Raw genomic sequence first — 21,195 nt, forward strand, 5'->3', positions numbered from 1 at the left:
TCTTGTCCTGATTACTTCAGCTGGCAGATGTCGAGTTTGTACATGTCGGTGTAGTCGAGGTTCTCGCCGCCCATGCCCCAGATGAAGGTGTAGTTCGAAGTGCCTGCGCCGGTATGGATCGACCACGGCGGGCAGATCACGGCCTCCCCGTCGGCAATGACGATGTGGCGCGACTTGTCCGGTTCGCCCATGAAGTGAAAGACTCGGTCGTCTCCGCCCAGACCGAAATACAGATAGGCTTCCGAGCGGCGGTCATGAATGTGAGGCGGCATGGTGTTCCATACCGAGCCGGGCTTCAGCACCGTCACGCCCAGCAGTAACTGGCAGGACTTCACCTTCGCCGGCACGACATACTGGTAGATGGTCCGTTCGTTCGACGTCTCCAACGCGCCCATGTCCAGCGGCACGGCCTCGTCGATCGAAATCTTTGTCAGGTCGTAGCGGGCGTGGGCGGGTGTGGCGACCAGATAGAATTTCGCCGGCTCGGCGGGGTTGTTCGAGGCGAAGCTGACTTCGCTCGATCCCATTGGCACATAGAGGCCATCGCGAAAGCCCAGTTTGATGGTCTCGCCGTCAACGGTGATCGAACCGGCCCCGCCGATATTGACCACACCCAACTCGCGGGCCTGCAGGAACGGCGCCCCGGCCAAGGAGGGCGGCTCCGACTGCGTGGGCAGGTTCAGGGCGGTCTCAACCGGGGTCGCGCCGCCGATGATCATACGCTCGTGGTGGGAGTAGTTCAGGCTGACCTTGCCCGGAACGAACAGGCCCTGGATCAGATAGCGATCGCGCAACTGCTGGTTCGAGGCGCCCTCCATCATATCGGGATGGGTGGCCTGATAGACTTTGTCATACATGGGGTCGTACATGCCGGTCTCCCTGCGAACTCGCCGCGCGAGCCACCGAAACGGATCTTGCGCCCGTCCTTCTGTGGACTAGGTAACCGGTGTCATATAATGATGCAATCGATTAGACCAACGCCGCTCACATATGTCGGCATCGCTTCGCCACCGTCTTGAGGATTCCCCCATGAAGATCGCTCTCATCATCGAAAACAGCCAGGCCGCCAAAAGCGAGACGGTGCATTCCGCTCTAACCGCTGTCGCCGAACCGCTAGGCCATGAAGTTTTCCACTATGGAATGTACGCGGCCGACGATAAGGCCTCGCTGACCTACGTCATGAACGGCTTGCTGACCGGAATTCTGTTGAATTCCGGCGCGGCCGATTTCGTCGTCACCGGCTGCGGAACCGGCATGGGCTCGATGCTGGCCTGCAACAGCATGCCGGGCGTCTTCTGCGGTTTGGTGATCGACCCGACCGACGCCTTCCTGTTCGGCCAGATCAACGACGGCAACGCAATCTCGATGCCCTATGCCAAGGGCTTCGGCTGGGCTGCTGAACTGAATCTGCAGGACGTGTATCGCAAGCTGTTCGAGGGCGAGCGGGGCCTGGGCTATCCCAAGGAACGCGCCGAGATCATGCGCAAGAATCGCGGCGTGCTCAGCGACCTGAAGTCGGTGACCTGCCACGACATGCTGACGGTTCTGAAGACGATGGACCAAGAACTGCTGAAGGCCGCCATCGCCGGCGAGAAATTCCAGGACTACTTCTTCGCCAACGCCACCGACGAAGGCATTCGCGACTATCTGAAGGGCGTTCTCGCCGCCAAGCCTGCGCTCGAAACGGCCTGAGGCAGAGCGGTCGGCGCGCGATCACGCGCGCCGGCCCAACTCAGACTGACGGGATTGCCGACTTGCGCACCACCAGGGCCGGTCGAACTTCCGGCTGCTGCATCTTGGCCGGATCGACGCCGCGCATCGGCGCCAGCAACTTTTCAGCCGCCATCCGTCCCATGTCGCGGATAGGCAGGCGCACCGAAGTCAGGTTGGGCCAAACCCGCGCCGCCATCGGCAGATCATCGAAGCCGACGACGGACAGGTCGCGCGGCAGCTCAAGGCCGCGATCTCGCGCCGCCTGCATAACCCCGATGGCCATGTCATCGTTGAGGGTGAAGATGGCGGTCGGCGGCGTTTCCAGCGCCAAGAGGGCGTGGCCCGCCTCCACACCTGATTCGAACGTATAGGCGCCTTTGAAATCGTAAGCCGGATCCAGCGGGATCCCGCGTTCGGCCAGAGCGTCCAGGAACCCCTTGCCCCGCACGGCCGATGACCGGAACAGGTCCGGCCCGCGCACCAGACCGATCCGTCTGTGTCCCAGGTCGGCCAGATGCGCCGCCGCTTCGGCCGCACCGATCCAGTCATTGGTGACCACCATCGCCTGAGGTTCATCCAACGCCACCGAGGCGATGCGGACATAGGGGCAGTCGAGATCGCGCAGCAGGTCGATGACCTGTTCGTCCTCGGACACAGAAGGCGGCATGATGACGCCATACAGACGTTGGCGCTCGACGAAGCCCCTGATGTCTTCCAGCAGGGTAGGGGAGTTGCGATTACAAGGATGAACGACCAGTTCCAGGCCGGACCCCTTTAGCGCATCCAGTACGCCCTGCTGCATGTTCACGACGTAGGTCGGGCTGGGGTTGTCGTAGATCAGACCAACGAGGAACGAGCGTCGAAAGGCCAGGCCGCGCGCCTGTGGATCAGGCGTGAACCCCAGAGCCTTGATGACGGCGTTGACCTTTTCGCGCGTGTCTTCCTTGACGAACGGCGACTGATTGATGACCCGCGAGACGGTCTTCTTGGAGACCTGCGCCTCACGGGCGACATCGTTGATGGTTGCCCGCTTGCCCGGCTTGCCGGATCGCGGATCGTCTTGAGCCAAGGCTCGGCTCCTTCCCTATGTGCAGCTTGAAGGCATAGCCGCGACTCGCGGCCGACGCCATGGGGCTCCGCTAAAGCGCATTGACACCGGTTTCCTTCGTCGCTCTTATCGCAGCCTATTCACGAGGCGACACCTTTGACTTCGACCCCCTCTCTTGCGAGCCAGGACGACGCGCTGTCGGCCGACCCGGCGGCGATCGCACAGCAGTTCGTCGCCGCGCGTCTGGCGGCGCGCAGCACGCCAGACTATCCGGGCGTGATCCCTCAAAGCATGGCCGAATCCTACGCCATCCAGGACGTCGCCATCGGTCTGTTTCCCGATGAGGTCGTGGGCTGGAAGGTGGGCGGTGTCCCGCCCGAGCAGCAGCCGAAGCTGGGGATCCATCGTCTGGCCGGCGCCATTTTCGCGCGCAACGTCTGGCCGGCGCCCGGCGATACGGTCGTGCCTTTGCCCGAAATCGAGGGCGGGTTCGCGGCGGTGGAGGCTGAGTTCATTGCTCGGATCGGCGCCGACGCCGATCCAGCCAAGACCGACTGGACCATCGAGGACGCCATGGGCGTCGTGGACAAGGTCTTCATCGGCGTCGAGCTGGCCGGCAGTCCGCTTTCGACGATCAACGACCTGGGATCAGCCGTCGTCGCCTCCGATTTCGGCAACAATGGCGGACTGATGATCGGTCCCGAGGTCGAGAACTGGCGAGAGCGTCTGGACGGCATCGAGGTCGAAACGGTGATCAATGGCGCCAGCGTCGGCACCGGAGGGTCGCAGTCCCTCGCGGGCGGCGCGATGGAGTCTGTGCGGTTTTTGCTGGAACATTGCGCGCGCTGGGGCCGCCCGCTGAAGGCGGGCACGCTGGTTTCGACCGGCGCGGTCACCGGCGTCCACCGTGTTCACGCGGGCGACGAGGCCGTGTGCATCTTCAAGGGTATCGCAGAACTTCACTGTTCGGTCGTCAGGGCCGAAGCCCAGTAACATCATCAGACGCCTACCCCGCCGCCGTTCAGGGACGGAAAAGAGCAGGGACGTGTCGAGGAATATTCAGGAACGGGTTTTCATAACCATGTCAGACGCCTCCGTCGCGCCGCCGATCCAGATCAAGGCGCCATCCCCCGGCAAGTATCGCTGGATCATCATGTGGCTGCTGTTCGCGGCCATGGTCATCAACTACGTCGATCGTCAGATGATCGGCTTCCTCAAGCCGACGCTGTCAGCCGAGTTCGGCTGGTCCGAAACAGACTATGCCGACATCGTCTTCTGGTTCCAGGCGTCCTACGCCGTGGCCTACCTGTTGTGGGGCCGGATCATGGACCGGATCGGCGCGCGGTGGGGGCTGGGGATCGCCTTCGGCATCTGGCAGATCGGCCATATCATGCACGGTGCGGCGCGAGATCTGTCGCACTTCATGATGGCGCGGATGGTCCTTGGCGTCGGTGAGGCCGGCGGTTTCCCTGGCGGGATCAAGGCGGTCGCAGAGTGGTTTCCCAAGAAGGAACGCGCCTTCGCGACGGGCCTGTTCAACGCCGGCACCAATATCGGCGCCATTGTCACCCCTCTGATCGTTCCGGGCCTCGTGCTGGCCTTCGGCTGGCAGATGGCCTTCGTTATCACCGGGGCCTTGGGCCTGATCTGGCTGCCGATCTGGCTCTTGGTCTATCGCAAGCCGCGCGAGCAGAAGAAGCTGTCCGTGGCTGAGCTGGCCTATATCGAGCAGGACCCGGCCGACGTTGTCGAAAAGGTCAAATGGACCAAACTGCTGACGGTCAAGGAAACCTGGGCCTATGCTCTGGGCAAGTTCCTGATCGATCCGATCTGGTGGATGTTCCTGTTCTGGCTGCCGGACTTCCTGGGCAAGACCTATGGGCTGGATCTGAAGACCTTCGGCCCGCCGCTGGTCGCCATCTATCTCCTGTCCGACATCGGCTCGGTTGGCGGGGGCTGGCTGTCGTCGCGCTTCATGCATAGGGGCATGAGCATCAACAAGGCCCGCAAGATCACCATGTTGATCTGCGCCCTGTGCGCCGTGCCGGTGGCCTTCGCGGCCGAGGCGTCAAACCTTTGGGTCGCGGTCGGCATCATCGGACTGGCGACGGCCGCGCACCAGGGCTTTTCGGCCAATCTCTATGCGTTGCCGGGCGATGTCTTCCCCCGCTCGGCGGTGGGGTCGGTCGTCGGCATCGGCGGCATGCTGGGCGCCATCGGCGGCATGGCCATGGCCAAATACGCCGGCTACGTCCTGGAGAAGATCGGTACCTATACGCCCATCTTCATCGTGGCGGCCTCGGCCTATCTGATCGCGCTTCTGGTCATTCACCTGATCACGCCGAAATACGAACTGGCCAAGGTCTAACGAAAGGCTGCGTGGCTCAGCGCCGCGACGTCATCAAGGATTGCGGCCGGGCGAGCGATCGTCCGGCCGTCGTCTTTTCAGGAAGAGAGAACCGTGATGGATGTGAAACGCAGGACGCTTTTGGGTCTGGCGATGGGGGCCGTGGTTGGCGCAACCGGGGCGCGGGCGCAGACAGTGGCGGACGGCGGCCGCGCCGGTCCGGCCGACCCAACCGAGATCATCCGCCTATGGCCCGACGGCGCGCCGGGTGGGCAAGGTGTGACGGTCACGCCGGTCGTGCCAGAGCGCTCGACCGATCCCGCCTTCCACGACCGCTACGCCCAGTACACGACCGATCCGATCCTGACCGTCTTTCGCCCCGAGCGGCCGAACGGTTCAGCGATGCTCCTCATTCCCGGCGGCGGCTATCGCTGGGCTGTGCTGGACAAGGAAGGGTATGACGTCGCGCGCGTCTTCGCGGCCAGCGGCACGACCTGTTTCGTCCTGAGGTATCGCCTGCCGGCTGACGGCTGGGCGGCCGGGGCCGACGCACCCCTTCAGGACGCCCAGCGCGCGGTCCGGCTGATTCGCAGCCGCGCCGCCGACTATGGCTTCGATCCACACAAGATCGCCGTGCTGGGCGCCTCGGCGGGGGGGCATCTGGCGGGGCTGGCCAGCGCCCGGACGGACGCGACCTATGAACCGGTCGATGCCGCCGATAGCGCATCCTTGCGACCCGATCTGACCGTTCTGATGTATCCGGTCGCGACCATGGCGGACCCGTACGTCCACGCCGGATCGCGGACGCATCTGCTGGGCGAGACGCCGTCGGCCGAGCGGATCGCGGCCTATTCTCTGGAGCAGATGGAGTGGCGTAATGCGGCGCCCGTCTTCCTGCTGCACGCCATGGACGACGCGTCCGTGCCGGTGGAGAACAGCCTGCAACTGCTGACCGCGCTCAAAGCCGCCTCTGTCCGGACCGAGGCGCATCTGTTCCAGGAAGGCGGCCACGGTTTCGGCGTCCGCCTGATCCAGGGCAAGCCCGCCCAGGTCTGGCCCAATCTAGTGCGCGCCTGGGCCGCCCGGCTGGATTTTCCGCTCTAGGTTCCCGGCTGGATATAGGGAATGGCCGCGAAGAAAGCCCGCTCGTCCCCGCGCGGATCGTCGACCATGCGCGGCTGGAGATCCATCAACATGGTCTGGCGGCGAGGCAGCTCATAGCGGTCCCAGCGTGGCAGTCCGGCATGATTCGGATCGCCGTCGCGGGCCAGGGCGATGAAGGCGTCGCTCATCCGGTCCGACATGATTTGCGCGCCCGGACCGCGCGTCCGCGAGCCGGGCGCCTCGACATTGTCGAACACCAACGGAATGTCGGCGGTATGGAAGGCGCCCTTGCGACCCGAGGCCAACTCGCCAAGGAAGTCGAGTTGATAGACCCAGGCCGGTGCGCTGGCCTTGGCCCGTTCTTCGGCCTCGATCACCGCGCCGCGCCAGGACCGGCCCGCTGTCGTCGCAGCGATCAGCACCTGGTCGGGCGACCATTCGGGATGCATGGCGCGATAGCCGGCGATCACGGCTTCGGGCGTGATGTCGATCCGCATGACGCCGGGCGACAGTCGCGCCGCCAAGGTGTCCCACGTCAGGCCGACGTTTTTCGGATCGTTGCCCATAAATCCTAGCGTTTCTTCGCGCGTATTTCCGATGATCATGGGAATCGTCCGGCCCAGCGGCGCCGCATCGGGATAGAAGGGGTGGCGGGGCAGGGTGCGGAAATCCAGCACCGGCCCGAAATACAGGCCGCCAAAGCCCAGGATCGGATCCTCGGCGCTCTGCGCCTCGAGCAGCCGCTCGACCGGCATCGTCGCCGCTTCGGCCGCCCGATCCGGTGTCAGGCCCAGAGCCTTCAGCCATGTCGTGGCTCGCGTCGTGGCGTTGATCGGCCCGGACGCGGTCACCTGCTGACCGCTCATGGTCGCGGCGCGGTGGAACAGACCCTGCGCCGCCGGCGTCGCCATCAGGGTGGCGATCTTTGCGCCGCCGCCGGACTGACCGAACAGCATCACTCTGGAAGGATCGCCGCCGAACGCCGCGATATTGTCCCGTATCCACTGCAGCGCCAGAATCAGATCCAGCTGGCCGACGTTGCCCGAATCTTCGAACCCCGGCGCCAGTCGCGCCAAATAGGCATAGCCGAAGACATTCAGCCGGTGGTTCAGCGTCACCACCACGACATCGCCGCGCGCCGCCAGACGTGTGCCGTCATACAGCGGGTCCGATCCCGATCCGCTCGAATAGGCGCCGCCGTGGATATAGACCATCACTGGCCGCCGACCCGCGTCGGTCCCCGGTGTCCAGACGTTCAGAAACAGGCAGTCTTCGCTTTGATTCGGCTCATCGCCGCGCTGCGGACTGGCCGCGCCGTAACGTGTTGCACGAACTGGGTCGCGCCAAGGCGTCGGCTTTTCTGGCGGTTGGAACCGCCGCGTCGGCGCTCCATATCGCACGCCGTTGAAGACGCTGATCCCGTCCTGTCGCAGACCGATGACCGGCCCGGCGGTGGTCACCAGGCGATTTGAGGCCGTGGCTGCAAGAACACCGGAGGGGACCGAAAGCAGACCTCCGGTCGCCAAACTGCTCAGCAGCGCCTTACGTCGCGTGATCATCGATTGTGTCGCCCATATGATATCCGACGAGACCAATCCTGACACCGGTATCATAATCATTCAACGCGGAATGTCAGCGAGGCTGAGGTGCAGGCGCAGCTGTCCGCAGATAAAGGCCGAAACCTCGGTTCTGGAATATTGGAACTTGGCTCAGGCCTTCGTCAGGCCGGTGGCGGAGAGGGTGGGATTCGAACCCACGGTACCCTTCCAGGCACGCCGCATTTCGAGTGCGGTACATTCGACCACTCTGCCACCTCTCCGCGGCGCCGATATCGCTTGGTCGAGCGAGGGGCTTCTCTAGTCGGAGCCGCAGCGCTTCGCAACCCGTCTGTGAAAGAAATCCGACGCTATCTTTGCGCGGGCAAAGAGAGGCCCGGCGCGGCGCCGGTCTGGGCGTCCACGCCCTTGAATCGAAACAGTTCGGCAGGCCGGCCGCCCGTGGTGGAAGACAGCTGTCCGGTGGGTTCGACCAGCCCCGTCCGTTCCACGCCGCGCCGGAAATTCTGCTTGTGCAAGCTGAGACCCGACACGGCCTCGGCGCCCGCCTGAAGTTGGGACAGGGTGAAGACGCCAGGGGTCAGATCGAACAGGACCGGGCGGTATTTCAGCTTGCTGCGTAGACGGCCGAGCGCGGTCGCCAGGATGCGCCGGTGATCCGAGGACATGATGCGGCCCGGCATAGGCTGCGTGGGCGACAGGTCGGCGTCGCGCCAGGCCTCGGCGACCAGACGCGCTTCGTAGAGCAGTTCATAGCGCTCCAGGACCCGCTCCTCGTTCCAGCGATGATCGGGCGTCAGGGCGAACAGGGCGCGAGCGCGGGCCAGGCGGTGCTCGTCGCCATCGGCCCAGGCGTGCAAGCCTTCTGTGATTCGCGCGTCGTGACCGCAGCGCCGGTCTTCCCAAGGAAAGAATTCGAACACAGCGTCCCAGCGGGCGTCGTGTGTCTGGCCTTCCGCCGCGTCAGGCGTCAGGGCCAGGTAGCCGACGGACACCTCTCTGTGACGGCCAGGACCGGGGGTGGCGCGCGGCGAGGCGCGGCCCGCGTCGCCGAAGGTGTAGAGCTGTTCGACAAAGCCGAGCCGGAACCCGGTCTGAACAGTCACGAAGTCCCGCAGGGCGCGCTCGAAGGTTCGGTCGCGCACCGGATCGAACGGCCCGAAGGGCAGGGCGCGCGAACCGTCCTCGGTCGGGGTCGTCAGGACGACGGCCTGTCGGTCTTTCAAGGTCATCACGACCGCCGACAGACCGATGCGAACGCCGTCCTCCGCCCCCTGGGTCATTGCGCTATTCCGTGTGCCAGGCGTCGTCGGCGGGGATCAGGCCGACTGCGCCCGCCAGGACGCGATAGCGTTCCAGATAGCGGGCCTGGGCGACCGGCGCGGGTTGGGGTTCGATCGTCAGGCTGTAGCCCTCGGGCGGACTGCCGAAGAAGCCCAGCGATTCCTTTTCGGTGAAACCCGCCAACTGCGTCGCCTCGAAGAAGGCGCAGGCCTTGTCGGCCTTCTTGATCAGCGTCTTGATCGTCTGCGGCGTCTTGGGCGGCAGGCCGTAGCGCAGGTGGATCGCGGCTTCCAGCTTGGCCTCGAAGTCCTTGTAACCCGCCCCGAGAGCCGCCTTGAACGGTGAGATCATGTCGCCGATGACGTATTCCGAGGCGTCATGCAACAGGGCGGCCAGACGCCATTTCGGATCCAGGCCGGGCTTGATGTGGGCCGCGATCTCTTCGACCACGCACGAGTGCTGGGCGACCGAAAAGGCATGCTCGCCGATGGTCTGACCGTTCCAGCGGGCGACGCGCGCCAGGCCGTGGGCGATGTCCTCGATCTCGATGTCGAACGGCGACGGGTCCAGCAAATCCAGGCGACGACCGGACAGCATGCGCTGCCAGGCGCGGGGGGCGTTTTTCTTGGTGGGGCGCTCGGCCAAATCGCGTGTCCTGATCGCTTGTCGGCTGGTCAGGTGACGCAAAGATACGCCGGGATCAAGCGGGAGGGACCAGACGGCGAAGGAAATCGCCGCGTCAGCGTCCGACGTTCAGCGTAACCAGTTCCTTAGCGTCGTCGAAAATGCCGTCGTTTCGGCGATCCTTGGACCTGACCACGGCGATGACGATCGGGCCGCCGCTGGGGCCGCGCGCCTCGAAGCCGACCTGGCGCCAGCCCGCATCGCCGGGCTGATCATCAGCCAGGATATAGGTCATGCGCGTCGCCGCACCCGGCGCACGGGTGCGCACGCGCGTGGAGTTGTCGTTGGCGTCCACGCTGACCGTCGAGGTTTCGGTGCGGACGTTTTGTCCGTCCTTGGACTGGATGTTTATGCCGCCGATGCGGACGCTGGCGTTATCGCCCTGGGTTTCGATCTTCAGGCCGGGCAGGCGGACCGAGGCGTCCTCGCCGCGCGTCTTGATGTCGACCCCAGGCGCTTGGACGGAAGTCGTATCGCCTGCCTCGATCGCTGGCGGCGGCGCATCTCCGGCTCCGGGAGCAAGGCGCGCGACCGTATGGGGCAGATCGGCGCTGGCGCGCGCTTCGAAGTCCCGCAGCACGTCATCGACGGAGCGACCATCCAGCTTGACCAGATGCAGCACGACGTCGGCGCCCTTGGGGCCGCCATAGACGCAGTTCGCGCCGCCCGCCGCCGCCAGGCCCTTTCGCGTCAGGACGCCAAGACTGTCGGGGCATTGCAGGGCGTCGATCACCTTCAATACGCCCGCGCCCTGATCGTCGCTGGAGGAGGTGGTGGTGATGCGGACCGAGTTGTCGCCGTCGCAGGCGGCAAGGCTGGCGCTGAGGGCTAGATAAAGCAGGATATGACGCATGGTCGAACCTCTCTTGGCCTCCATTCTGCCCGCTGCGGCCGCGTGATCCAGTGAAATCGCGGTAATCACCGGATCAGCCGCCGGGGCGCGAGCCTTCGCGGCGGTTCAGGAAGGCCAGGCGTTCGAACAGATGGACGTCCTGTTCGTTCTTCAGCAGCGCGCCATGCAGCGGCGGGATCAGCTTGTTCGGTGTCTTCTCACGCAGGGTCTCGGCGTCGATATCCTCGACCAGCAGCAGCTTCAGCCAATCCAGAAGCTCCGAGGTGGACGGCTTCTTCTTCAGGCCCGGCGTGTCGCGGATTTCGTAGAAGGTCTTCAAAGCCTCGGAAACGAGGCGCGGTTTGATGCCGGGGAAGTGCACGTCGACGATAGCCGACAGGGTATCGGCGTCGGGGAAGCGAATGAAGTGGAAGAAGCAGCGCCGCAGGAAGGCGTCGGGCAGTTCCTTTTCATTGTTGGAGGTGATGATGACGATGGGGCGCACCTCGGCGCGGATCGTCTCGCCCGTTTCCTGGACGTAGAACTCCATTCGGTCGAGTTCTTGCAGTAGGTCGTTCGGAAACTCGATGTCGGCCTTGTCGATCTCGTCGATCAGCAGGACGGGGCGGGCAGGGGCGGTAAAGGCCTCCCACAGCTTGCCCTTCTTCAGATAGTTGCGGACGTCATGGACGCGCTCCTCGCCCAGCTGGCTGTCGCGCAGTCGGCTGACGGCGTCATATTCATACAGGCCATTATGGGCCTTGGTCGTGGATTTGACGTGCCAGGTGATCAGCGGCGCGTCGAAGGCCTTGGCGATCTCATAGGCCAGGACCGTCTTGCCTGTTCCAGGCTCGCCCTTGATCAGCAGGGGACGCTCTAACGCGACCGCAGCATTCACCGCGACCTTGAGGTCGGTCGTGGCGATATAACGGTCCGTGCCTTCGAAACGGCTCATAAAAAAAACCCACTCCGTGTTTCCACGGAGTGGGTTAGCGGATCGTCCGCGTCGTGAACAGCGATCAGGTGATGCGCTTGGCCGAGACCGGATCGCTGGCGGGGAAGGTTTCTTCCAGACCCTCATCCACCAGCGCCTCCTGGCGGCTTTCGGACTTTTCGATCTTGTCGAGTTGGTCCGGCACGCCGTCCTGCGAGGGCGTGCGCTTGGCGTGCGGGGCGTCGGTCGATGCGTCGTGACGGGCTTTGTCGTCGTTCATATCATTGTCTCCTTATCGCGCCGGAGCGTCTTGATCGCCGTCCGGGCCGTATCCCAGGTCCGTGATGTCGTCGTCCGAGAGCCGTTTGGCCTCCCAGTGGGCGGCGCTGGCCTGCGCGCCGCGTTCGTTTTCCATCAGGCCCGAATAGACGAGCTCGACTTCATCCGGCGCCGACGCAGGTTCGCCTTGGGCGTCGATCTGATTGCGGTTTTCGCCATCCACGCCCAACAGGGCGTCGGCTTCGCGTTCGATACCGTCGAGCGCCAACTGGTCATTGAGATCGATCTCGGCGTCCTCGTCGAAATCCTCGTCGTCGGCGTCGCCATCGGCCTGGGTCACGTCCAGCACCTGGTCGGCCTCATCCAGCAGGAATTCGCCGTCGCCCTCGTCGTCCAGATGGGTTTCGTCGAACGTCTCAGACTGTTCCTGATCGTCCTGGTAGTCGTTGTCCGGCATGGTCGTCTCCTCTTCGACAAGCCAACGCAACGGCGACGATACGCGTTCCAGCGGATCGATCTCACAAGGGATGGTTAACCGATGCAGGCGTAGAGTGCGATTCACTCGGAGCCGTCGTGCGCGACCGGCTCGACCATGACTGGAGTACGGTCCTCAATGGCCTTGAAGCTGTCGCTAAAACCCGGCGAGAAGTTCGTTTTGAATGGCGCCGTGGTCCAGAACGGCGATCGTCGCGGCGTGTTGATCCTTCAAAACCGCGCCAGCGTCCTGCGCGAGAAGGACATCATGCAGGCCGAGGACGTCACCACGCCCGCACGCCGCATCTATTTCCCGATCATGATGATGTATCTGGACGAGAGTTCGGCCTCGAAGTTTTTTGACGAACTCGCTCTGCGGATCACCGAATTCATGGGCGCGACGCACAACCCGGACATTCTGGCCGAATGCGTCTCGGCCTCGCGTCATGTGCTGGCGCGCGAATATTACAAGGCCCTGATGTCGGCGCGTAAGATTGTCGAGTATGAAGAGAGAGTGCTGAATGTCGCTTCAGGCCTACACAGCGGCGACAGCGAGGGCTGAGAGCCCGCGCGACCTGGAGTACCGTCTGTTCGGTCAGGTCACGCGCGCTCTGGTTCACGCCTCGACCGTCGACGAATCCGACATCGCCACCCGTATCGACGCGCTGGACTGGAACCGGCGTCTCTGGTCGACGCTGGCCGGCGAATGCAGCGATGCAGGCAATGCTCTGGGCGCTCCGATGCGCGCGCAGATCATTTCCCTGAGCCTGTTCATCAATCGCCATTCCTCGGCGATCATGCGGGGTGAAGAGAGCTTTCAGGATCTGATCGATATCAATCGCATGATCATGCAGGGCCTGTCCGGCGGGGCGTCGCCGACGCAGTAGATCGCCACGCGTTCACGAAAGCGCGAAGCCCATTGGCGCAAGGCGTTGAGCCGTCTTATGTTTCACCTCCCTGTTCAACAGTCGAAAGGAAGTCAAACCCACACATGTCTCATACGAGGCGCGGGGTTTGGCGGGGCAGGGAAGGGGTCGGCTTAATGTTGGAAAGGCCGCATTTCGCGGTCGCAAACTTCGTAAAAGTCCTCGACGATTTTGTTCAGATCATTGCGGAGTTTCGGCCTCTGCTTGATAGCTTCATCTCTTTCGCCGGGTATCCGACTGGTCAGCATATCTGATGTGCCCTGATAGTCCGCTGCGAGATACCAGAGGCGGTCGATGATCGCCTTCATTTCGCGTGGAAAGAGATATTGGGCGCGCTTCGACTCTTCGAGAAACGCCGTATCCTCTTCCGTCCAAAAATCCTTTTTGGATCGGACGCGGCTCACGAATCTGTTGAGCACCACGACGAAGGCATATCGCTTCTCGAAAAGCTCAAGGCGAATGCGGGCCTCTTCGGTTGAGGCCACGCGATCCGCGATTTTGGCTTGCAGTTCTTGGATACGGGACTGCTTCAAGCCGACGATCAACGCCGCCAAAACAGCGGCGCAGCCTGTGAACAGCGTCGCCCACGCACCCCAATCGACTTCACATTGTGCCGGTATCATCAACCAGATTTGCGAAGCGTTCGACCGAACGTCAAGCCGCGATCTCGTCCACCATACCCACGAGGTCATCAGCCGACAGGTGGCCGTAGCGATCTGCCGTAATCTGGATGCTGGCGTGACCGGCCAGCTTGGACACGAGCGCGATTGGATGTCGCTTCATCGCCTTGGTCAGCGTGGTGTGGCGGGTGGAGTGGTAGCGGACCAACGAGAAGTCATGGCCGCGCCCGGCCATGTCCTGCCTGACCGCCTTCCACATTCCCCAGAGAACCGATGCGGTGAAAGGAAAGAGCGGGCCATTTCCCGCCTGTAGGCGCAGTGCCGGAAGCAGCCTGACAATCTCGGCCGACAGCGGGACGATCCGGGGCTTTTTGCTCTTGGTCGTGTAGCGTTCGAAGATCACGAAGTGCCGGGCGTCGCGCTGCTCGATGTGTCCCGGCCAGACCCGCAACGCCTCGCCTCGCCGACAGGCCGTGGCCAGCAAGAACCTCATGAAGGCGTCGAACCGGCTCCAATCGCGGTGCGGCTCGGCCTCGCGCCGGGCGGCGATGACCTCGAACATGTCCGCCAGTTCGGCGTCGGAGATCGTGCGTTCTTGGATGTTGTTGATGTCGAACGTCGGGAAAGTCGGCTTGGCTTTCAGGACCGGCGAGCCATCGTCGTTCGTCATCCGCGTGGCGATGGTCAGGGCGTTGGACAGGGTGTCCAGCTTACGTTTGACGGTCGCGGGCGCCGCCGCCTTCCGGCCGTAAGTCTCAAGGTCTGACGCCAGTTTCTTGAGCCGGGTGTAATGCAGATCAGCGATGTCCTCTTCGCCGATCAGAGCGGCAAGCTGCTTGATGTTGGTGCGGAGGGTGGCCTTGGATCGGGCGCCACGCCATTCGTGCACTTCGCAGTAGCGCAGGAGTTCGCGGACCTTCACGGTTTCTCTTTCAGCAGCTTGGCGATCTTGAGGGCGACCTCTTCGCCCTCCGGGGTTAGGCGCAGGAATTTCTCGCGTCGGTCGTCCTCGTTTTCCTCGACGTAGGCCCAGCCCAGAGCGTCAGGCTCCTTCTTGGTGGGCTTGAGGAAAAGTTGGTAGCTGCGGCCGATGGACTGACCGAGCAGTTCATCACCGTGCTTATCGCTCCCAGCCTTCTCACGGATGGTCGCGATGGTGATGTTGTGACCAAGGCTGACCTGTTCGACGATCATCGCGAACGTCAGCAGTTGGCGCACCGTCACACGGGTCGGTAGTTCCTTCGCGAGGGTTTGAAGGGCAGCAGCGAACGTCATGAACGTCCAGACGTGGGGTTTGATCGAGGCCATGGCCGAATCCTTTTGCACGAGGCGCAAAGGATGCGTCGGCTTGGCCTTAAGCTCAATGAACATATCGAGCGTGTCGTCGCACGACAGGGCGGCAGACCTCATTTGCGAAAACCCGAGAAGAAGCCATCGAGGCAGAACAGGGTGATAAGGGCTGCGACCGGCGCGATTGCGCCAAGCTCGCTAAACCAATCGCCCATGCCCTTGAGGATCATGGACGCGGCATGAAGCAGCCACAGCAACGATCCACCCGACTGTCGCAGTTGAAGTTCGAGGATCGTCGCGAAGAACCCCGCGATAATCACCTTGGCCCAGCCCCGAGCCGCCCTATTCGCTTCCATCATGACAACCTGTTATGTGCTTTGGAATCATGATGGCGCCGATGACTCTTTTGGTCAATCGTGTCAAAAAGAAAGACCGCCTCGTTTCCGAGACGGCCTTCTTTGTTCAGAACAACCGGGATACGGCGCCGAACCACGAGATCAGAGGATGCAGATTGCATCCCAAAACCATGCGGAACATTGCCCCACTCGGCTGGCTGACCTCGATAGCGAATAACAGGTTCAAGTCCTGTCTCCTCTACCTCCTGCATCCCGGTCCCTTGGGGTAGTCGGGGGATGCTTTAGGCCAGCGTAGGCTGGGGTTTGTTTGGCCTGTGTTTGGTCCGGTTCTGGTGACCCCTTACACGCTCCGACTATATCGTTGGCGATTGCGCGCCTTGGGTGGGAGATGGTTAGCGAGCTTTGCGGCTGCAAGAGCCAGCGCGAAAAAATGCGACTGCGCGCCTATAACCGTCCGCAACCGGTGATAGCCTGACGCTATTACATCTGATGGATCAGCATATGAGTCGCGGCTTTTCTGACAACTGCCTGTTCTCGCGATACGACGGGTTCGCAATCCAGCATGAGCGGATTCAAAACCTTCAGTCACAAATCGCCAACCTTCCGGCTGAACGCATACTCAACACCGATATCGACGCGCTGATCGACTACTATGTCGCGTCGAACCACATCGACGTCCCAAGGCTCAGATTGGATGAACTCACTGCCGAGCATAGCGAGCGTCAGATTGAGGTGAATGATCGCTACTACGACGGTGGCACTTACATGGTGAGCGGCGACAACTATCGGATCGAGATTCCCTTTGATGGGCGCGAGGAGGTGTTCCATTGGTCGTCGAATATGTCGAGCAGCCCGCCGCGTGCGGAAGTCATTCAGAATATGGTCGTCTTTAACATCGCAGGGCGCGAGATAAGCGCGGAGCAGGTTCAGAGAACGATCAAGGAAACCACGGGAAACATTGCTCAACATCTGGATTGGTCGCGATCATTTTGGGCCGGTTTTGACACTAAGGTCAGGCAGACCGCGCAGCTTGGGCTACGGGACCGCGAAGCAAAGCTCCTCGCTTCCAATGCACAGAAATCCGCACTCGCGAACCTCGGCATCAAGCTGAAAGAGAAACCCGCCGATCCCAACGCTTATACCCCACCTCCTATCAAAACTCGGATCGTGCCGCAGATGCCGCCCATGACGCCATCGCGACCGGCAGACCCAACCCTCGACAAAGAGTCATACGCCCGCATTCTCGGTCTCGTTCGGGGCGCGGGTCGGAGTATCGAGCAGAGTTCATCTCGGACACGGAGCCTCGACGAAGAAGGGCTTCGCGACATGTTCCTTGTTCCCTTAAACGCTCACTTCGGCACAGCTACCGGCGAAGCATTTAACTTTACCGGGAAGACCGACATTTTGATCAAAGAGCGCGGCGGCAATCTTTTCGTCGCTGAATGCAAGTTCTGGGGTGGGGCAGCGCAGTTTGCGGTAACCATCGACCAACTGCTGGGCTATCTGACTTGGCGAGACACTAAGTGTGCAATCATTATCTTCAACAGGAATGTCGGATTTAGCGGCGTGGTTGAACAACTTGCTGAACTTCCGAAGCGGCACTCTCAATATATTTCCGGTCCCCGGCACCTCGACGATACAAGCAACGAGTTTACGTTCAGGCTTCCAAACGACCCCGACCGACACGTCACGATTTCGGTCTTGGCGTTCGATCTCGGACCGAAAGAAACCACCTAATCGACGCCTTTATTGAGCAGATAGGTTTCAAGGAAGGCGGCAGCTTCTTCGCGATCCGCTTCCACCTTCACCAGATGGTTTTCCAGTTCGTGGAGACGGGTCCGCGCTTGGCTGATGTCACCGCGGGTCTTCAATGCGCTCGCTTCTGCGCGCTTCCACATGTCCCACATTATCGCGAGACGCTGCGGTGTTAGTTCCTCGGGGGAGTAGATCATAGCTCGCCCCGGACCATCGCCCAGAGTTGACGAAGGATCGTGCCGTCGCGTTCGTCGCGCCCGCGCTTTGCGTTCAGACGATAGCGAGCATGGTCCTTGCGGTTCTTGAGCATGGCGATTGCGTCAGCCGCAGACACGGGTTGACCGTGGTAGTGAAAGGGCGACATCAAGCTACGCCCCGCGAAAAACGAAATAAGCGTTGGAACGATCTTGTCTTTCTTCGCCGAATTATAGTCGCCTCGCATGGCCACGAGGTTGTTCTCGTGATGCAGCCCGCCTTTGGCGAGCGGAACGATGTGATCGACGTGATACGGGCGGCCGAACCGCGCGGTCAGGCGATTGGCCAGCGCATATACAGCCGCGATCTTGGCTTCGTCCCGATCAGGGGACAGAGCAGCCAGCTTCACCGCGCGACGGCGGTTGTTATCAGAGGCAAGCTTATTGAGGTTGTTCTTGCGATACGCTTTCTGTGTGCCTTGCCTCGCTTCGGGGTGCGCTCGGTTCCAGACCGCAGCGGCGGCCGAGTTGCAGGGGCTACAAATCCGGTCGGGCTTTCTCACTCGTGACGCTGACCAGTTCACTCCCGGCGTCAACGCATCAGCGCATTTTCGACATTTCTCCATTTCGATTTCCAAACGAAAAAGGCCCCACCGATGAGCAAGATCGGCAGGGCCTCTTTCTGGAAACGAACAAGCTGTTCAGACTATGCGCGCGTTTCAAACATCGGCCCGATCCGCGACTTGCTCTCGCCGGAACGGTTATGATGTATTTAGTCAGCGACGCTTAAAACGCGGTGGAAAATCAGTCGCGTCCTGTCGCCGGTTCAGACCTTTTGGGGAAGGAACCGACCTGTGTAGCTGTGCTTTTATGTGTCTCACCCAACGGAGATATCGTTATGGCCGAGAAAACACTCGAAACCCTGTTCCACGACACCCTTAAGGATATCTATTATGCAGAACGGAAAATCCTGAAATCGCTGCCTAAAATGGCGCGCGCCGCTCAATCACCCGAACTGAAGGCTGCGTTTGAAAAGCACAAAGAGCAGACTGAAGGGCAAATCGAACGGCTGCAACAGGTCTTCGAGATTATCGGGAAGGCCCCGCGAGGCAAGACGTGCGACGCCATCGAGGGCATTCTTGCCGAGGGTGATGAGATCATGGAGGAATATAAGGATAATCCCGCTCTGGATGCCGGTCTGCTGGCCGCAGCCCAAGCCGTCGAACATTACGAGATTACGCGCTACGGCACTCTGCGACGTTGGGCGAACGTGCTGGGCCTAAACGATGCTGCCGCGCTGCTCGAAGAGACTTTGAACGAAGAGTCGCAAACCGACGAAGACCTCACGAGCATTGCCGACGCCGCTGTGAACGCTGACGCTATGATGAAATCTGCATAAGTTTTAGGAACCCGCTCTTTCAGGCAGTGTTGAGAGAGCGCGAAGCAACTCTGTGGGGCGGTGATCGAGGTCACCGCTCTTTTTTTGCGGCATTTTCCGCAGGGGTTCCACTGGTTTCATCGGTGTAAAATGTCGGCAGGTTTGTCCGCTGCTTGTGCTGCGCCGCCGCAACCCCGCTCCCCCGTAGTTCAGGAAGGTCAGGCGCCGAGCAGGATGCGAGCGCATGACGCCCTGTATTATAGAGGGAGGCAAAAACTGTCTGAAAAACCGTATTTGAGGGGGCTCCCTCTATTATAGAGAGAACGGCCAAAGGCCCGTATTTCAGGAGGGGATCGCCCTCTATTAATATAGTAGGTATTGAAGAGTATAATAGAGGGAGCGGTCTGCTCCCGGCGACTACAAAGGCGAAGCGGTGCCGGTGGACCAGCCGACAAGGCCCGCCGACGTAGCAGAGCGGGATTGCAGGACGGCGTTTCCGACCAGACCCTTCCCCTTGGCGTCGCGAGCGTCGAACGGCGCCGTGAACGCTTGGAATGAGGGTGTGTGGATCAGACAGGCAGGATCGCCCTCAAGGTCCAGCCAGACGACGTGTTCATCGTTGTAGGGCGAACCCTCGCCGGGTTTGACGTGCTTCATGACGCCGACGAAGCCGCGACCTTCGGCAGAAAGTCCCTCGATCTTCTGCATGGTGATGTCGCTGAACTTCACCTTGGATTTCTTGGCGATCTTCACCGCATCGGCGGCGGGCCACATCTTCGCGCTGGCCTTCCAGTTCGGACGCTTCCAGTTCGTGATTGTGTCGGCAGTGTAGGCTTTGACCTCGACCCCATACTGATAGGGGCCGCGCTTGTCGGGGTTGTTGGTCCAGTTGTCGAAGACAGTCGTTTGAAGCGCGGTCACGATGTCGAACGCGGGCAGGGGCGTCATGACCGTCGCGACGCTGCGATACTGTGTGTCAGCGATCCTCTCGCACCACCGCACGAAATCGGGGTTCTTGTGCATGAAGGCAAAGAGAAGGGCTTGATCGTTTCCGATCATGTCGAGATGTTCGACGACATCCTGAATAGTGTTGAAAGGAATCATGTAATCCGAAAACAAAAGGCCCCGCGAGTGGAAGATCGCAGGGCCTTAAGTTTTTCGGATTTGATGACAGAACCGAGTATACGATCCAGACCTTATTTATCCAATATCTAAATGGCCCTGTTGCCGTGCTTCCACACAACGGAACAGGTTATGGACCTATTTAGTCGGGGAGGGCAGGGTGAAGCCATATCTTTCTTTATGAGCGGAGGAGATTTCCAACATCAGCCATGAACTTGCCAGCCTTACTATCGACGACGTTCACTCTGAAACTTCTATAATCGGCGGACTTTGATCCATTTAGCATCGCCGAAATAGCGTTCTCCGCTGCATCAACATCATATTGAGACATCCCATACGTCGTGGCCCAAACCTGACTGGCCTTTGATCGGTTGTCGGGTCGAATGAGGTCGAGGTTTTGCTGGAGGAAGCTGAAGCCAAGGAACACTACTTTCTCTGCGTTTTCCATCGCGTGTCGGATGCAGCGTATTTCTTCGTTCTCTTCGAAGCTTTCCGTGAAGATTCGCACATGTTCGCTATGCCCCACGATAGACCCAAAATCGTCAAGCCGCGCCCCGTATTGAACTCCTTTGGGCGTCGTCGCGGTTTCCCAGAAAAGATGGCCAAGACGTCCATAGGGGTGGTAAATTTTAAGCCCCTGCATAGCTGCCGTTGCCTCTTCATCCGTCAAGTTGCCAAACGCCTTGATGGCGTTGAAAAGGTAATGCTCAATAACTCTATCGTAGTTGAAGCAAATAAATGTGACGTTGTTTAGAAACTCTTCGACGTTGCTGCGACGAACACCCTCTTGTAATCTGAGGAAAAGTTCATTGAGCCAGTGCGGCTCGCCTCCGTTCTTTTTCGCGACCTCGGTCATGTCAAAGATTGAGCCAGTCTCCATAGATAACGAGCTTTGAGATTCAGCCCTCAATATGAGACGCCCGATGGCCATCTTTCCGAGTTGAACCCGAACCGGGTCTTCGTTGTGGAAGTCGAGATAGCGGTCGATTGACGATCCCTGACGCAACCCCTTAGCCATTGACTGTGCTGTGGCGAACCACTCCTGCCATTTATGCTGGCCCGCGTGTTGAACAATCGCGGCGTTGAATTCGACGTCTTTGTCGGTCCCCTCCATTGTAAAGACCATTCGATCTGAACGGCGCGGACGCTCTGGCTTCACATTTTCCAGCAACGTCGCGATTTGATCGCGTAGGTCATTACCAAGCGGAAAGCCGTATTCGCGGCTGCACCCGGCACCGATCACAAATGTCGTTGGCTTCTTGAACATCAAAAATCCTTACCACGAAAGAAGCATGGTAA

General features: G+C 61.1%; 25 protein-coding genes and 1 tRNA gene. 8 read left to right on the top strand and 18 right to left on the bottom strand.

The annotated features are described in order from the left end of the window. Window positions 1-11 precede the first annotated feature (11 nt). Complete coding sequence (kduI, locus tag KAK88_RS07610; RefSeq protein WP_242078573.1) at window positions 12-857, bottom strand: 5-dehydro-4-deoxy-D-glucuronate isomerase; 846 nt, start codon at window positions 855-857, stop codon at window positions 12-14. A gap of 172 nt (window positions 858-1,029) precedes the next feature. On the opposite strand from kduI, the gene KAK88_RS07615 reads away from it, so the two are divergent. Then, window positions 1,030-1,692 carry an RpiB/LacA/LacB family sugar-phosphate isomerase gene (locus KAK88_RS07615; protein ID WP_242078509.1) on the top strand — a complete coding sequence of 221 codons (663 nt, stop codon included), beginning with the start codon at window positions 1,030-1,032 and terminating at the stop codon, window positions 1,690-1,692. A 40-nt stretch (window positions 1,693-1,732) separates the two neighbouring features. Here the strand turns inward: KAK88_RS07615 and KAK88_RS07620 are convergent, their stop codons facing one another. After that, window positions 1,733-2,782: a LacI family DNA-binding transcriptional regulator gene (locus tag KAK88_RS07620; RefSeq protein ID WP_242078510.1), complete on the bottom strand. Its 1,050-nt coding sequence runs from the start codon at window positions 2,780-2,782 to the stop codon at window positions 1,733-1,735. A gap of 135 nt (window positions 2,783-2,917) precedes the next feature. Here KAK88_RS07620 and KAK88_RS07625 point away from each other — a divergent pair, with 135 nt between their 5' ends. The 3 genes from KAK88_RS07625 to KAK88_RS07635 all read left to right on the top strand — a co-directional run bounded on the left by KAK88_RS07625 (window position 2,918) and on the right by KAK88_RS07635 (window position 6,212). Further along, a complete protein-coding gene (locus tag KAK88_RS07625; RefSeq protein ID WP_045811473.1) occupies window positions 2,918-3,754 on the top strand; it encodes a 2-keto-4-pentenoate hydratase in 837 nt (278 codons plus the stop codon). An 88-nt stretch (window positions 3,755-3,842) separates the two neighbouring features. Next, window positions 3,843-5,129, top strand: coding sequence for an MFS transporter (locus KAK88_RS07630; RefSeq protein ID WP_242078511.1), 1,287 nt, complete (start codon window positions 3,843-3,845; stop codon window positions 5,127-5,129). 96 nt (window positions 5,130-5,225) lie between these two features. Then, window positions 5,226-6,212, top strand: coding sequence for an alpha/beta hydrolase (locus KAK88_RS07635; protein ID WP_242078512.1), 987 nt, complete (start codon window positions 5,226-5,228; stop codon window positions 6,210-6,212). Here KAK88_RS07635 and KAK88_RS07640 read toward each other — a convergent pair. The 8 genes from KAK88_RS07640 to KAK88_RS07675 all read right to left on the bottom strand — a co-directional run bounded on the left by KAK88_RS07640 (window position 6,209) and on the right by KAK88_RS07675 (window position 12,238). Beyond that, complete coding sequence (locus KAK88_RS07640; RefSeq protein WP_242078513.1) at window positions 6,209-7,771, bottom strand: carboxylesterase/lipase family protein; 1,563 nt, start codon at window positions 7,769-7,771, stop codon at window positions 6,209-6,211. The two genes, KAK88_RS07635 and KAK88_RS07640, sit on opposite strands and share 4 nt — an antisense overlap. A gap of 170 nt (window positions 7,772-7,941) precedes the next feature. Further along, window positions 7,942-8,031, bottom strand: a tRNA-Ser gene (locus KAK88_RS07645). 87 nt (window positions 8,032-8,118) lie between these two features. Then, the gene (locus KAK88_RS07650) at window positions 8,119-9,051 is read right to left on the bottom strand and encodes an NUDIX hydrolase (protein ID WP_242078514.1); all 933 of its coding nucleotides are present in this window, start codon (window positions 9,049-9,051) and stop codon (window positions 8,119-8,121) included. 4 nt (window positions 9,052-9,055) lie between these two features. After that, a complete protein-coding gene (locus tag KAK88_RS07655) occupies window positions 9,056-9,697 on the bottom strand; it encodes a YfbR-like 5'-deoxynucleotidase (RefSeq protein ID WP_017505221.1) in 642 nt (213 codons plus the stop codon). A gap of 94 nt (window positions 9,698-9,791) precedes the next feature. Beyond that, on the bottom strand, window positions 9,792-10,589 hold the full coding sequence (locus KAK88_RS07660) for a methyltransferase type 11 (RefSeq protein WP_242078515.1): 798 nt from the start codon (window positions 10,587-10,589) through the stop codon (window positions 9,792-9,794). Window positions 10,590-10,662: 73 nt separating this feature from the next. Beyond that, window positions 10,663-11,523 (bottom strand): AAA family ATPase, encoded by an 861-nt coding sequence (locus tag KAK88_RS07665; RefSeq protein WP_242078516.1) that lies wholly within the window; start codon window positions 11,521-11,523, stop codon window positions 10,663-10,665. Between the two features lie 64 nt (window positions 11,524-11,587). Beyond that, window positions 11,588-11,782: a hypothetical protein gene (locus tag KAK88_RS07670; protein ID WP_242078517.1), complete on the bottom strand. Its 195-nt coding sequence runs from the start codon at window positions 11,780-11,782 to the stop codon at window positions 11,588-11,590. Window positions 11,783-11,794: 12 nt separating this feature from the next. After that, a complete protein-coding gene (locus KAK88_RS07675; RefSeq protein ID WP_242078518.1) occupies window positions 11,795-12,238 on the bottom strand; it encodes a hypothetical protein in 444 nt (147 codons plus the stop codon). A gap of 156 nt (window positions 12,239-12,394) precedes the next feature. Here KAK88_RS07675 and flbT point away from each other — a divergent pair, with 156 nt between their 5' ends. Both flbT and flaF read left to right on the top strand, forming a co-directional pair. Then, on the top strand, window positions 12,395-12,817 hold the full coding sequence (gene flbT, locus KAK88_RS07680; RefSeq protein ID WP_242078519.1) for a flagellar biosynthesis repressor FlbT: 423 nt from the start codon (window positions 12,395-12,397) through the stop codon (window positions 12,815-12,817). Then, a complete protein-coding gene (gene flaF, locus KAK88_RS07685; RefSeq protein WP_055808591.1) occupies window positions 12,777-13,142 on the top strand; it encodes a flagellar biosynthesis regulator FlaF in 366 nt (121 codons plus the stop codon). The genes flbT and flaF overlap by 41 nt, the downstream gene beginning before the upstream one ends. A gap of 152 nt (window positions 13,143-13,294) precedes the next feature. On the opposite strand, the gene KAK88_RS07690 is transcribed toward flaF, so the two are convergent. Genes KAK88_RS07690 through KAK88_RS07705 form a run of 4 tightly spaced genes read right to left on the bottom strand, consistent with a single transcriptional unit; the run spans window position 13,295 to window position 15,450 of the window. Then, a complete protein-coding gene (locus tag KAK88_RS07690; RefSeq protein WP_242078520.1) occupies window positions 13,295-13,804 on the bottom strand; it encodes a hypothetical protein in 510 nt (169 codons plus the stop codon). Window positions 13,805-13,835: 31 nt separating this feature from the next. After that, window positions 13,836-14,723 (bottom strand): tyrosine-type recombinase/integrase, encoded by an 888-nt coding sequence (locus tag KAK88_RS07695; protein WP_242078521.1) that lies wholly within the window; start codon window positions 14,721-14,723, stop codon window positions 13,836-13,838. After that, window positions 14,720-15,211 (bottom strand): hypothetical protein, encoded by a 492-nt coding sequence (locus KAK88_RS07700; protein WP_156494668.1) that lies wholly within the window; start codon window positions 15,209-15,211, stop codon window positions 14,720-14,722. Before KAK88_RS07700 ends, KAK88_RS07695 begins: the two co-directional genes overlap by 4 nt. Next, complete coding sequence (locus tag KAK88_RS07705; protein ID WP_066551811.1) at window positions 15,208-15,450, bottom strand: hypothetical protein; 243 nt, start codon at window positions 15,448-15,450, stop codon at window positions 15,208-15,210. Before KAK88_RS07705 ends, KAK88_RS07700 begins: the two co-directional genes overlap by 4 nt. Window positions 15,451-15,936: 486 nt before the next feature. Here KAK88_RS07705 and KAK88_RS07710 point away from each other — a divergent pair, with 486 nt between their 5' ends. Further along, window positions 15,937-17,184 carry a hypothetical protein gene (locus KAK88_RS07710; RefSeq protein WP_242078522.1) on the top strand — a complete coding sequence of 416 codons (1,248 nt, stop codon included), beginning with the start codon at window positions 15,937-15,939 and terminating at the stop codon, window positions 17,182-17,184. Here KAK88_RS07710 and KAK88_RS07715 read toward each other — a convergent pair. After that, window positions 17,181-17,399, bottom strand: coding sequence for a hypothetical protein (locus KAK88_RS07715; protein WP_242078523.1), 219 nt, complete (start codon window positions 17,397-17,399; stop codon window positions 17,181-17,183). The two genes, KAK88_RS07710 and KAK88_RS07715, sit on opposite strands and share 4 nt — an antisense overlap. Beyond that, window positions 17,396-18,034, bottom strand: coding sequence for an HNH endonuclease (locus tag KAK88_RS07720; protein ID WP_242078524.1), 639 nt, complete (start codon window positions 18,032-18,034; stop codon window positions 17,396-17,398). The genes KAK88_RS07715 and KAK88_RS07720 overlap by 4 nt, the downstream gene beginning before the upstream one ends. A gap of 260 nt (window positions 18,035-18,294) precedes the next feature. On the opposite strand from KAK88_RS07720, the gene KAK88_RS07725 reads away from it, so the two are divergent. Continuing rightward, entirely contained in the window at window positions 18,295-18,795 is a 501-nt protein-coding gene (locus KAK88_RS07725) for a ferritin-like domain-containing protein (RefSeq protein ID WP_066551808.1), read from the top strand. Between the two features lie 396 nt (window positions 18,796-19,191). Here the strand turns inward: KAK88_RS07725 and KAK88_RS07730 are convergent, their stop codons facing one another. Further along, a complete protein-coding gene (locus tag KAK88_RS07730; protein WP_242078525.1) occupies window positions 19,192-19,833 on the bottom strand; it encodes a hypothetical protein in 642 nt (213 codons plus the stop codon). A 241-nt stretch (window positions 19,834-20,074) separates the two neighbouring features. Next, window positions 20,075-21,163, bottom strand: coding sequence for a hypothetical protein (locus tag KAK88_RS07735; protein ID WP_242078526.1), 1,089 nt, complete (start codon window positions 21,161-21,163; stop codon window positions 20,075-20,077). Window positions 21,164-21,195 lie beyond the last annotated feature (32 nt).

Origin of the sequence: Brevundimonas diminuta (genome assembly GCF_022654015.1) — a bacterium.
GTDB classification, from domain to species: domain Bacteria; phylum Pseudomonadota; class Alphaproteobacteria; order Caulobacterales; family Caulobacteraceae; genus Brevundimonas; species Brevundimonas diminuta_C.